The organism is Lacticaseibacillus yichunensis (assembly GCF_003946405.1).
GTDB classification, from domain to species: Bacteria; Bacillota; Bacilli; order Lactobacillales; family Lactobacillaceae; genus Lacticaseibacillus; species Lacticaseibacillus yichunensis.
In genome coordinates, this window is sequence record NZ_RHOG01000009.1 from 69,239 (window position 1) to 81,886 (window position 12,648).

10 protein-coding genes and 2 pseudogenes are annotated in these 12,648 nt (G+C 56.8%); 5 read left to right on the forward strand and 7 right to left on the reverse strand.

The window, feature by feature from the left end; translation table 11 throughout:
• Positions 1 to 138 precede the first annotated feature (138 nt).
• A complete protein-coding gene (locus tag EKM95_RS04550) occupies positions 139 to 447 on the reverse strand; it encodes a hypothetical protein (protein ID WP_125696659.1) in 309 nt (102 codons plus the stop codon).
• 140 nt (positions 448 to 587) lie between these two features.
• Positions 588 to 920: a hypothetical protein gene (locus EKM95_RS04555; protein WP_125696660.1), complete on the reverse strand. Its 333-nt coding sequence runs from the start codon at positions 918 to 920 to the stop codon at positions 588 to 590.
• A 128-nt stretch (positions 921 to 1,048) separates the two neighbouring features.
• Between EKM95_RS04555 and EKM95_RS04560 the strand changes: the two genes are divergently transcribed.
• Positions 1,049 to 1,792, forward strand: a complete 744-nt coding sequence (locus EKM95_RS04560; RefSeq protein WP_125696661.1) for a TerC family protein — start codon at positions 1,049 to 1,051, stop codon at positions 1,790 to 1,792.
• Between the two features lie 12 nt (positions 1,793 to 1,804).
• Positions 1,805 to 2,662, forward strand: a complete 858-nt coding sequence (locus tag EKM95_RS04565; RefSeq protein ID WP_125696662.1) for an AAA family ATPase — start codon at positions 1,805 to 1,807, stop codon at positions 2,660 to 2,662.
• Between the two features lie 71 nt (positions 2,663 to 2,733).
• Here the strand turns inward: EKM95_RS04565 and EKM95_RS04570 are convergent, their stop codons facing one another.
• Together EKM95_RS04570 and EKM95_RS04575 are read right to left on the reverse strand one after the other, a co-directional pair.
• Positions 2,734 to 3,669 carry an ADP-ribosylglycohydrolase family protein gene (locus tag EKM95_RS04570; RefSeq protein ID WP_164510085.1) on the reverse strand — a complete coding sequence of 312 codons (936 nt, stop codon included), beginning with the start codon at positions 3,667 to 3,669 and terminating at the stop codon, positions 2,734 to 2,736.
• A 10-nt stretch (positions 3,670 to 3,679) separates the two neighbouring features.
• Entirely contained in the window at positions 3,680 to 4,648 is a 969-nt protein-coding gene (locus EKM95_RS04575; RefSeq protein WP_125696664.1) for an alpha/beta hydrolase, read from the reverse strand.
• A gap of 906 nt (positions 4,649 to 5,554) precedes the next feature.
• On the opposite strand from EKM95_RS04575, the gene EKM95_RS04580 reads away from it, so the two are divergent.
• The 3 genes and pseudogenes from EKM95_RS04580 (at position 5,555) to EKM95_RS04590 (ending at position 8,312) form a co-directional block, all read left to right on the forward strand.
• Positions 5,555 to 5,941, forward strand: a complete 387-nt coding sequence (locus EKM95_RS04580) for a hypothetical protein (RefSeq protein WP_125696665.1) — start codon at positions 5,555 to 5,557, stop codon at positions 5,939 to 5,941.
• Between the two features lie 14 nt (positions 5,942 to 5,955).
• Positions 5,956 to 7,446: pseudogene (locus tag EKM95_RS04585) on the forward strand (flotillin family protein); the annotation flags it as partial.
• A gap of 17 nt (positions 7,447 to 7,463) precedes the next feature.
• On the forward strand, positions 7,464 to 8,312 hold the full coding sequence (locus EKM95_RS04590) for a hypothetical protein (RefSeq protein WP_125696666.1): 849 nt from the start codon (positions 7,464 to 7,466) through the stop codon (positions 8,310 to 8,312).
• A gap of 623 nt (positions 8,313 to 8,935) precedes the next feature.
• Here EKM95_RS04590 and EKM95_RS04595 read toward each other — a convergent pair.
• From EKM95_RS04595 to EKM95_RS11785, 3 genes and pseudogenes are all read right to left on the reverse strand, one after another.
• Complete coding sequence (locus EKM95_RS04595) at positions 8,936 to 10,423, reverse strand: MutS-related protein (protein ID WP_125696667.1); 1,488 nt, start codon at positions 10,421 to 10,423, stop codon at positions 8,936 to 8,938.
• Positions 10,420 to 11,946, reverse strand: a complete 1,527-nt coding sequence (locus EKM95_RS04600; RefSeq protein WP_164510086.1) for a MutS-related protein — start codon at positions 11,944 to 11,946, stop codon at positions 10,420 to 10,422. Before EKM95_RS04600 ends, EKM95_RS04595 begins: the two co-directional genes overlap by 4 nt.
• A 445-nt stretch (positions 11,947 to 12,391) precedes the next feature.
• Positions 12,392 to 12,648: pseudogene (locus EKM95_RS11785) on the reverse strand (hypothetical protein); the annotation flags it as partial.

Genomic DNA, 12,648 nt, shown 5'->3' on the forward strand with positions numbered 1-12,648 from the left:
TCCCATAATCACCTAGCCGAGTCGACAGATGCGCCTGATTGCCCGATCTTGGCCGATTCCATTCAAACAAAAAGAACCAAGCCAGCTTTGCCTGCAGTTGACCCGGTTCTCCCTCACTATTCAATTATCCCGCCTACCCTAGGCGTGGACTTCTTTTTGCTTGCGGATGCGCAGCACAAGCCAGCGAACCAGCATGACTGCCGCAAAAAGGATCAGCCAATCGATCAATAGCATCAGCACATTGGCGCTTGCGCTACCTTGGCCAAGTTGGGTGAATAAGCCGGCCGAAGTCGAGTTTTCCCCATTGTGCACCGTCAGCCAACCCAGTGGCCACCCGAACATTGTGAAATACCCGCCATCTGCGCCGTCCGCTACGCCACCGCTTTTTGCAAAAATGGTGAGCAGCGCGGTCAGGACGCCGGAGAGCGCAATGTAGCCCCAGATCATTTTCTTTTTTCATCATATTGCCTCCTTGGGTCAGTTTTTCGTGGGTCAGGCCTTCTTGACACCTGACACCTGACACCTGACACCTGACACCTGACACCTAGTCAGGCAGGTGTTGAAAGCGATTGCAAGCTTTGTCCACCTTATTTGACGCGTTGTGCCTGGATCCGGTGCCACGCGCCCCGAGCCATTGCGCGCAGGCCTATCAAGAGTATGAAGAAAAAGGCCCAGTTCAGCGCCAACATGAACAGATTTGGCAAGGCCGGCTGGGCGAGCCCACGAGACAAGAGCCCGCCGACGATATTGGTGGCGCCGTCCTGTAGAATCAGCCAGTGCAGCGGCCAGCCGAACATCGAGAGGTAGAGGGCCTCCCCTGAAACGCCGCCTTCGACCATGCCATAGCCGACGCTGACGAGCACCGACCCAACGGCCAGCAGGAGTGCCAGTAGCCCCAGCAGAACGAGTTGTTTTTTCATCGCGCAACACCTCCGTTTTCTTCAGTGTAGCAAGCAGCCTGTCTGCCTCGCCAGTGACGCCCCTGCAAGTCCGGGCAAAATTGGCCGCGTTTTACGCTATAATGGACAGTAACAAACGGAGGAAACAGATGAACACCCTGATCAACTTATATGCGCCATTTTTTAACGCCGCCGATTGGCATGCGGCGGTCATGACCGGCAGCGGCTGGATGACGATCGCCACGCTGGCCATCATGGAGTGCTTGCTGTCGGTGGACAACGCGGTGGTGCTCGCGGCGCAGACCGCTTCGCTGCACGACAAGAAAAAAGAAAATAGCGCGCTGCTGTGGGGCCTGTGGGGCTCCTACATTTTCCGCTTCATCGCCATTGGGCTGGGCAGTTTCCTGATCAAGTTCTGGGTGATCAAAGCGCTGGGGGCGGCTTACCTCCTGTGGATGTCGCTGCATTTCTTTTATGAACAGCACCAGCCCAAGGAAGTTGACAAGCCCGCGGTCAAGCCGCGCTCGTTTTGGGGCACGGTCGCCGCGATCATTTTCCTGGATTTCGTATTCTCCATCGATTCGATTCTGACCGCGCTGGCCATCGATAACAATCCCGTGATCGTGCTGCTTGGCGGCATGATTGGTATTCTGGCCATGCGGTTCGTGGCCTCGATGATGATCGTCCTGCTGGCGAAAATCCCGGAGCTGCTTGTGATGGCCTATGTGCTCATCGGCTTTATCGCCTTGAAGCTCGGGCTGTCGGTGCCTGCAATCGGCATCGAGATCTCCAACACCTTCTTTTCAATTTTCGTCCTCGTCGCGTTTGCCGCCACGTTTGGCATTCACTATTGGCGCAAGCATCAACGGGCCGCGGCGCATGCACGCAAGTAAAGGAGCTTTCTGATGCAATACCTCGAGTCGTTTCGCCTGCCGGATGAAGACGCGGAGTGGCAATTTTTCGTCAGTCAGAAAAGTCGGGCGTTCAGTGACTACTACCCCTTCCAAATTTTTCCAGACAAGCAATTGACCGACCTCTCCTTTGAGCCGGTCACCATTTTGTACGGCGACAACGGCTCGGGCAAATCGACACTATTGAACATCATTGCGGAAAAACTCGGCTTGGCTCGGGCAGCGCTCTACAACCGCTCCAGTTTTTTCGAAGATTATCTGGCGCGCTGCGACTTCCAGCTGGCCCGCGCGTTGCCAGCGAAATCAGCGATCGTCACGTCCGACGAGGTGTTCGACGCCATGCTGCACACCCGCGCGCTGAACCAGGGCATCGACGACGCGCGTGAGGACATGTTCAAGGATTATCTGCAAAACAAGTTCGGCGACTTCCATTACCACGACTTGAGCGATTATGACGAGTTGAAAAAGGTGCTCGAGACGCGGCGCAAGACCCAGTCGCGCTATGTTCGCGATAACCTGGCGAAGAATGCACGCGAATACTCCAACGGCGAAAGCGCGATGCAGTATTTTCAGGATAAGTTGCAGGACGATCAATTGTACCTGCTCGACGAACCGGAAATTTCGCTGTCGCCGACTCACCAACAGGAACTTGCCAAGCTATTGACCGACAGCGCCCGCTTTTTCGGCGATCAGTTCATCATTGCGACGCATTCGCCGTTCGTGCTCGCCATTCCGCATGCCAAGATCTATGACCTCGACAGTGTGCCGGTCCGCACGAAAAAATGGCAGGCGCTGCCGGAAGTCCAGGCCTACGCCGCATTTTTCAGAGAACATCAGGACGAATTCGAGTAATGCAAACACCCCAGTCGACCGGCGGCTGGGGTGTTGTTGTCTCAATGACTGAATTGGCTCAATGCGCTCGCCTATTTGCCCACCGAGAACCGGCCGGCAAACCGCGCGATCAACACGGCGATGTCATGCGGCAAGATCAAGTCGTTGCGCCACGCCTTAGGAAATTCCACGTTCGGATGCGCCGCACAGTATATGGTCGCCGCGATCTGCGCCACGGTATCGGTATCTTCGCCCAGATCCACCGCGTGCATCACGAGCTGGGGGTAGGTCCCTGGCTGAAAATTCAACCAGATCGCCGCTTCCAAGGTGTCGACCACATAACCAGAGGAGCGAATGTCGCTTTCCGGCAACAACGGAAACGAGGGGGTGAAAAGCCACTGATAATAGCTGAGCTCCGCCACGGAATATCCGACATTCTGAATCGCATCGCGCGCGGCGGTAAGGCTAACAGTCAGGGACTCCCCTGCCAGCAAGTGCCTCAGCAACTCCACATAAATGACAGACGCGATCACCGAGCGCTCATGCCCGTGCGTCACGATCGTGGTATCCGTGATCACCTGGCGCCGCACTGCGGGATCCGGTTCGTTGAGCAGGCTCACAGCCAGCGGGGCGATACGCATCAGTGCGCCATTGCCGTTGGCGGCCGGCGAGCGGTCCCCCGCCATGCGTGGTTCGGTGCCTTGGGCGTAGGCAATAATGGCTTTACGCGTGGTGTTGCCGATATCGAAGCATTCCCCCATTGGCGTGTAGGCGCCATCGAGGTAGGTCACCATTTTGTCCATCAAATCGTTCAGCGAGCCATTTTCCAGTAAGTTGGCCGCCAAGATCAAGGTCAATGACGAGTCATCCGACCAGGAGCCGGCCGGTTGGTCATAAGTTCCGTACCCATCCATTCGGCGCTTGGCCATTGCCTGGCGCGGCCGAAATTCATACGGGACGCCATACGCATCGGCGATCATGCCGCCGAGCAGAAGTTGCGTGATGCGGGTGCTGGTGATCGCAGTCATGGTCGTCTCCTTATCGTCTGATCTGACTATAGTTGTGTGTGGCCGCGTCCCGGAAAGCCCGTTGCCAGCGCGCAGTGGCCTCTTTGCCAAGCGGTTTTTTCGCGCCAAACAGGTCAAGGGCATGGAACCCGCCACGATATCGGTCGAGGTCTGCGCGAATGCCGGCCGCCCGCAGCCGCCGGACATAGGTCAGCGTCTCGGCGTAAAACGGTTCGATGGTGCCGATAAAGGTGTAGGCAGGCGGCAAGCCTTCTAGATTGCTGGCGCGACCCGGGGCGGCGTAGATCGGCACGTCCTGGTTGCCGGCCAACTCGCCTAGATACAGATTCCAGGCATTTTTGTTGCTGGTGCTATCCCAAACTGGCGCGTCGTTATCGATATTGGTCTCTGTCGGCCGGTCGTCCAAGATCGGGTACAACGGCATCTGAAATGCGACATCAACGTTGCCGTGGTCGCGATTGTACAACAGCAGGGCCGCCGTCAACCCGCCGCCGGCACTTTCCCCGGCGACAAACAGCTGGCGCGGATTGACACCCAGGTTGATCGCATTGTCGCGCAGCCAAGTCAAACTGAGGTAGGCATCATCCAGGGCGGCAGGATAAGGCGCCTCCGTGGCCAACCGATAATCCGGCAGCACGACCACCGCATTAGCGACTTGCTGAATCCGGCGCACATAGGAAAAATCCATCTCGGGCAAGCCGATCGCGTAACCGCCGCCATGAAGCCACAGCACACCGGTTGCCAGTGGCTTGGGGTCTTTTGGCAACACCACCAGCAGGCGCAACAATGAGCCATCCGGCCGTGCCACTTCGCGGGTCTGAATGGCCAGATCACTTGGAAAATGGCCCTTCATAAACCTTGCCATGAGCCAATTACTACGGCGAAAAGTCTTCACGGACATCCCCTTGATCATGGCGCGGGCGGTCCGGCCGGCGCGGCGCAGATCCGGGGCGATCTGCTCATTTGTGATATGCGGCATCAGCGTCAACTTCCTTCTATTGATAAGACAAGTATAACGGATAAGCTGGGGCGACGACTGCCAGATTCAGCGAATTATTTTGGCGAAATCTATGAGGGCGGAAGAGAGTCCCTGGGCTGGGCGGAGCCGGGGGTAGTTGAAGCGCTGCCCACCATCCCGCGAGCCTCCACACCCTTTGTTGTTGGGTTCCGGCTCGCATGGCGGGGACATCTAACTGTCTCGATCACGCATGGCCGAGTGCGCCATACGCGCTCGAGCCAAGTTAGCTGCCCCACCATCCCGCGAGCCTCCACACCCTTTGTTGTTGGGCTTCGCACCCTTTCCAGTTGGGCTTCGCACCCTTTCCAGTTGGGTTTCGCCGAGCAGGTCTGAGTCAGATAGTCGGCCCAGGCGCCCGATGGCAAAATGCGCCATCAACCGCCCAGGCCGAACTATCTGCTCAGACCTAATCGCTCGGCTCCACACCCTTTTCAAAAATTGTCGCTTACTTTGGCCGGGTTTGCTATACTGTCCTTGACGAGACGGGTAATAACTATTGTTTTATAATTAAGTATCAACACCGAGCAATTCGGTATTTTACCGGAACAAAACGTTATCCTGACCCCGTCTGGTTTGACTGCATTTTGGGGCCGCGCGCCGCACTCTTTTCCAGTTGGGCTCCGGTGCGCATGGCGGGGACATCAAACTGTCTCGGATGCTCGAGGCGAAGGGCGCCTCAAGCACCCGTTGCCCCACCATCCCGCGCACCTGCGCACCCTTTTCCAGTCGGGCTCCGCCGAGCAGTGGTGGGACATCTAACTGGACCCGTCACTCGGGGCTAAAAGCGCCCCAAGCGCCAGGCCCAGGTTAGCTGTCCACCCCTAAGCGCTCGGCTGCGCACCCTGTTCCATGAAAGGAGGCTTTGCCATGGTTGATTGGTTCACTGCCTTGCCACTTTGGGGGCAGATCGGCGTCGGGTTGCTTGTGTTAGCCGCCTTTATCGCCGTGATCTGGATGTTGCTTTCGCTGGTTTTATTGCCGGTGATCGCGTTGATTCAAAAAGCACTTGAGCCGAGCGAAAACTCAACAGTCATGCCCGACCAGGATTATTTGCTTGGGACGTTGACCCTGGGGCTCGACGGCGTGCATACCGGTGAAGTGATGATCACCGGGGGCGGGCGGGCGCGCCAAACTTACCCGGCAAAGCCTTATGAGTCGCAGACCACCCCGCTGGCAAAAGGCGCACAGGTCGTCATCATTGAAGTCAAACAAGGTACCGCATATGTCAAAGCTCTCGTGTTACCGGGAGCATAAAGGAGGAGTCATCCATGGATTTTGCACCGCTTATCCCTTGGCTGATCGCAGCCATCGTCATTATTTTGATCTTCGCGTTTCTTGCCACGCACCGCAAGACGGCACTGCCTAACGAAGTGCTGATCATCTCCGGGGCGCTGATCTCCGGCAAGCACAGCTTCAAAGACGTCAACGGCAACCGGGTGAAACTCATCACCAACGGCGGGTCGTTCATTCTGCCGATTCTGCAGCGCTGGGACGTGCTCTCCCTGAACACGCGGACGATCGAAGTCTCCACCCCTGAAGTCTACACGCAGCAAGGGGTGCCGATCATCGTCAACGGGACAGTTATCCTGAAGATTGGCTCCAGCCAAGAGGAAGTCGCCACAGCCGCCGAACAATTTTTGGGCAAAAACGATGACCAGATCAACGCCGAAGCCACCGAGATCCTCGAAGGCCACCTGCGCGCGATCTTAGGTACCTTGACCGTTGAGGACACCTACCAGAACCGTGACGCCTTCGCGGAAAAAGTCCAAGACGTTGCCTCCTCTGACCTGGCCAAAATGGGCCTGCAGATCATTTCCTTCACCATCAAGGACATCGCCGATAACAACGGCTACCTCGATAGTTTAGGGAAAAAGCAGATCGCTGAAGTGAAGAAAAATGCGGCGATCGCCGAAGCGGCGGCCAACCGTGACACCCGAATCCAGCAAGCCCAGGCCGACCAGGAGGCCAAACAGCAAGAGATCGAGCGCCAGACCCAAGTCGCCGACGCCGAACGTGAGCAGCAAGTGAAACTGGCCGATTTCAAGAAGCAACAAGAGATCGCCCAAGCCCAAGCGGATCAGGCAGCCATCGTTGAACAGATGAAGGCCAAGCAGGTCCAAAAGGAAAAGGATATCGAACTCGCGCAAAAGGATGCCGAACTGCAAGAGCAGACCTTGACCGCCACCGTCCGCAAGCAAGCCGATGCTGATCTGTATAAGGCGCAGCGTGCCGCGGATGCGCAAAAAGCCACGCAGATCGCGGCGGCTGAAGCGCAAGCGAAGCAAGTCGAACTCGCTGCCGAAGCGGATGCCAACAAGATCAAACTGGCGGCCGAAGCTGAAGCGGAACGCACCACCAAGATTGGGTCCGCCCAAGCCGAAGCAACCACCGCAACCGGTCGTGCCGAAGCCGAAAAGACCAAGGCCATGGGGCTCGCCCAAGCGGAAGCCATTGCCAAGCAGGCGGAAGCCGCCAAGCAATTGGATGAAAGCGGCCGCTTCAAGATGACCATCGAGGCAATGCCAAAGATCATCGAAGCCGCGATGAGCCCATACGCCAACGTCGATTCCATCAAGCTTTACGGCGATGGCGACCTGACCAACTCAACCAATGGCAGCCTCGTCAAGCAGCTCGATATGCTTAATGAAGTCGCCGGCATCGATATTCGCGGGATGCTCAATGGTGCCTTGACCCAGCAGGCCGGCAACAAGCCGGTGGTCAACGCCATTGAAAAAAAGACTGCGCCGAAGTCGACGCCTGATCAGAAGGACTGATCATGAACGCAATTTTCTGGCTCGCCGCCATCGCTTGGGGGCTGGTCTGGTTCTTCAACCACCAGCAGGAAGCCCGCACCCGCCGGAAAGAAGAAGAACAAAAGCAGCGAATCCAGCAACTGAACGCAGCGACGAAGGTCCGCAAGCAAACGCCGACCGCAGCTGAGATCACGGCCAGAGCCAAGCAACAGATTCAGCAAAGCGACCAGCGTGCTCAGCAAAACATTGACCGTGCCAAGGAGATCGTGCGCCAATTCCAGGCGGCCCCGCAAAAACCGACCGCCACGACAGGCCCGACGCAACAAGTCCGGCCAACCGCGGCGCGCCCTGCTCAATCGGCCCGGCCAGCGCAATCACAACCCGCCGCTCGCAATCAAGGCAAGCAGGCCGGACAAAATGCCGGCGCCCAGCCGACCCGCCACGAACAACCACAGGCCCCACAGGCCCGGACGCCACAACGCTCGCAACCTGCACGCCAGGCCACGGTCCAAGCGAGCCAGCAAGTCCAGCGTGCGCGCCAAACGCAGCCTAGTACCCGACTGGCTCAACCGGCAACGCGCGTGACCCAGTCGTCTCGCGGTCAGGCCAGCGCGCGCCAGCAGGGCCAAGCGAGCCAGGCGCAACATCCAACCTCGCTTCAACAACAGCGCCGCACCACGACCTCGGGGACTGGCCATCCAACCCAAACGCTGACCGCCCCGCCGCAGCCATTCGTGCACGAAAGCGATCGCGATACCATGCGCATCGCAACGCAAACACACGAATCGGTGCTCCAGCGGCAGGCCCGCCGGCAAAAAAGGTTGGTCCCACCGAACAATCAGCTCAAATCACCACATGATCGGCTGAAGTAACCTATTTTCAAATAGATAGTAAAAGATCCGCCCTCATCAAATTCGAGGCGGATCTTTTTTGTGTTTTGGTTCAAGTGGACAAGGGTGCCTCACCCTGTTAAAATCCCGTCATATCAGTCTTTATCAGTAACGTTATAGTGGTCAGATCACTTAATTCATGTGATTCTGGCCCAGCGAAGAAGTTGATGCCGGTTGGCCTTTCCATCGTCTGGGGGTGGTACCTATGTGGGTACAGTTAGACTCTATGCGAAGGGAGGTGCCTTGTTGACGCTCGATGATGCAATCGACCTCCTTGTCCGACTGTTAGATCTTATTAGGCTGGGTGGAAAGACTTGGAAAGAAATCGCGGAACTGAGAGGACACAAAAAGAATCGTCACCAAACTTCTAGCCGGAAGTAGACGATTCTCTGTGTCTTCGTAATTTATATCGGCCAGCCGTCTAACGGCTTCGTCAGAAAAGGTCGCGGAACCCGTGGCCTTTTTCTGTGGTTTGATTATATCATATCAAAACAGCTGACGTCACCAGTGCAACGACAAAACTGGCTTTCTGAGACAAATCTCTCTGAAAACAGCTGTCACTCACACTGCTCGTCCACCTAAGCCGGTGTGTTGCGACTATGAGTTCACCGGTGTTTTTCCCGCAACGTCCCGAAACGCCGATCAAAGATATCCTGGCCATAGCTGGTCGAAAGCGGCGCCCCTACCATCAGTTTGAAGGACCGACTCCCATCTTTCGCCCGCTCCGCCCGCAAAAATCGAACCGGCAGTGCCTCTTGCTGCAGAAGCTGCGTATATTCGAACTGGTGGCTGACCGAGATGACCGTACACTCCCGGCTGAGCAATCCGCGGGTGATTTCAAAATTGATCTGCGACCCCTCGTGCTCATTCGTCGACGAAAACGATTCGTTCATGAGCAACAAAGTCGATGGCCTCAACTGATCGACCAGCCCGCGCATCCGTTTGAGCTCCTCATCAAGTTTCCCGCTGACCACTTGCGCATCTTCCTCCCGCTTGAAATGGGTGAGCACCTGGTCAAGAGACGGCAGGGTCATTTTTTCCGCGCAGACTGGCATCCCCGCCGCGCCCATCAACACGGCCTGGCCCACCGCGCGCAAAAAGGTCGTCTTCCCGCCTTGATTTGCACCCGTGATGATCAGCCCATGGCCAGGCGTCAGATCAAGCGCGTTGCCGATCACAGGCGGGGCGTCGGGCTGGAGCTGCAAGACCGCATTGGTCAAGCCAGTCGCCGTGAGTTTTGGCGCAACCAGGGGATAAGTTTGTGCACCTGTCAATGCCACACCAAGCTGACCGACTGCGATCAGCCAGCCCGTTTCAGCTTCTAGTTCTGCAAAAAAGTGCGCGAGTGCATGGTAGATCTGTATCATCGCCTTGGCGCTGGCATAACTTGCCTGATTTTCCACACGCACCAGTGCCTTTGTCCCGTTATCGTCCCGGGCCGACAGGGTAAAGCTCGCCTTGCGCTTACCCAGATGCAGCTGTTCGCTCACCCGATCGAGCAGACGATGGACATGTTGCACCTCGCGCTCGCCGACATCACTGCCTAAGCTCGCGCTGATCCGGCCTTCGACTGCATACACGCGATTGTCACTCAGATCCGCGAGCAGAGCCTGCATTTTCGCCAACCGGCCATCGCCGAATTGCGTCGTCAGCGTCTGGTGAAAAGCCGTCAGCCCCGCCGGCCATGGTGCAGGGGGTAATGGCAACGCACGAATAGCCGCAACACTCTTGAGATAGCGCGCACACAGACTGCAAGTGCTGGACAACGAGTAAGCCGCGGCCTGCGTCCCAACAAGCCAGTTGTTGCGCCGCACCTCTGCGCCCGTGTCCTTCGCAAGCTGATGCACCTGGCGAAAATAGTCGAGGTGCTGGGTCGCATAGGCCGTCATTTGCTGGCGATACACCAGCACTGCCGCATCCGTGACCGGTTCAAACCAACTGCGGGTCACGACCTGCGCCAGATCCCGCTGGCCATCAAGCGCCGCCTCAAGAATTGGCTGCATTTCCAGATCTGCAAACACCGCGCGCTGTGCCTCAGTTGGGTGCCACTGTCCGGTCCAATCAAGCCGCTCACCAAGCAATCCAACATTCATGACTGTGCCTCCTTCAAGATATCCTCGGTGCGCAATCCGTATTGCGCAAGCAGTGACAACGCGTAGGCCTGCCCATCAGGTTGTGTCCGCACGACTTTGTACGTTCGAGCGGTAGAGCCAGGCGCAACCTGACTCATCATTGGCACCACGTTTGGCAGCGTGGCTAAACTGTCCAAAAAAGTGACATAGATGCCTTTTGCGCCGCGCGCGGCCAACAGCGTCAGGACCTCGCGCCCCATTTTCTCCGCATCAGCTGCAGTGGTTGAGGAAAACAATTCGTTCATGATCACAAAACTGTTGGCGTCGCTGGCGGTGACGATCTCATAGATCCGGTCGACATCGGCCGCCAGCAGACCGGTGAGTTTGGCGGCACTCTCCGCCCGCTCAAAATGCGTGAAGAGCTGTGTATTGAGGCCCAGTGTGGCGTCACGGCCGGGAATCGGGATGCCCAGGCGATACAGATAATAATTTTCACCAACCATCCGCGCGTAGGTCGTCTTCCCGCCTTGATTGGGCCCAGAGATGATGAGAAACTGTTCGTCTGCTGCCAGCCGATAGTCGTTCGTCACAATACCGTGCCCGCGCTGTGCCGCCAGCGCCAGATCAAAGCTGGCTTGCACCTGTTCTGTGGCGCCCGGACCTGCCGCCGTGGGCAAGCAAAACGGCAAGTCGTACGCCGCACCGAGCTGTTTTTCAAACGCCTGCACGGCCAAATAAAATGGCACCTCTGACGCAACGGTGTCCAGCACCTCATCTTGCGCGTCCAAGTATTGCCGATAAAAGGCCCGCAGTTTCGCAAATGCCTCCGGAAAAATTTGGCGAAGCGCCCGCAGAATCATGGCTTGAAGATTGCTGACGCCAAGCGCCGTTTCGGGCGGCTCGATCGCCGAGAAATCATCATCATTCGCCTGGTCCGCCAGCATCGGCGCAAACACGTCGCTGATCGTCTCGTGCAGGCCATCTGCAAAGCCAGGTGTCTCCTCGACCGTCACATGCAGGTCATCGATCACCAGCCGATAGCGAAGCGCGCCGAGTGCCTGCTGAATCTCAGCCAGCGCGCTTTCCAATTTCTGGACTCCCGGCCGGGCAAAATAGTCAGCAAGATATCCCTGCAATCCTAGCAACGCCGCACTTTGGCAGCGACTGGCCGCAAGCTGCGTCGCGAGATCGTGCAGTGCCTCCTGATTGCGCTTCAGCCGAATCAGCAGCGTGTACCATTTCACCTCCTCCTCATAGACGCGAGTCACCCGCCCGACATAGGCCTGATGCGGCTCATAATTTTTGCTGAAAGCAGTCAGCGCCGTGAACACTTGCGAAGCAGCGAGGTCCGCGAAGACTGCCTGCCGAAAATTGATCTCATCCGTCGTGGTCAGCGGGCGCAGCAAAAACTCGTCCAGCGGCTGAGCAGTTAGCTGCTGAATCGCATGAAAGACCTGATCCAGATGCAGATCCGTTAGCATCGACTTGCCAGACATTTGAACATCCGGCGGCTTGGCAGCGGGAAACAAAAGACTTTTGAACATCGCGAACCACTCCTTTTTATACAAAAAACGCCCGTTGCACCGCCCTTCAGTGAGGGGCGGCGCAGCAGGCGTCATTACGAGTATCTCGTGTTTTCGGCGAACGTCATCGCCATCTATTGATTTCATCGCTACTTTAACACCGTGCGGAGGGGGCTGCAAGCAAAACCAGAAGGTGGGGGGCCGATGTGAAACGCGGTGATCAGACCTGAGTAGCTAACAAGGGTCTGTTGCGAGCGGACGCCATTGCCGCGAGTACTAGGCACTATCTCCCACCTCAGTCCTGTCACGAGAGGGCCAACTATGAAAGTGAGTTTGTTCCGCCCTTAACAAAGAGACAAAGAAGCTACATCTCAGCAGGTTACGCAGCAACCCGAATTATTATCTGAGCCCCCCTAAGAGCTTCCGGTTCTCGTCGCAACAAGTTAATAGTAAACGTGTGTACTCATTACAGAGTAATGGTCTGGTCCAAAAATTCTGAAAGCTCAGGGTATTCTTGATGGGTTACTAGGACAATCGTCTTGTCCGGTAGCGCTAAAAGCTTACTCTGAATCCGAATGGCACTACTTGACGATAGACCGCTAGTAACCTCATCAAGAAGCAAGATGGAATGTGTCGGCAAACGAAGTAGTGGCTGTTCAACTAGGCCACCATATTCTTGGTGCTGGTAGTAAATTTGTACCGGAAACGATAGGTTTGCCCGTC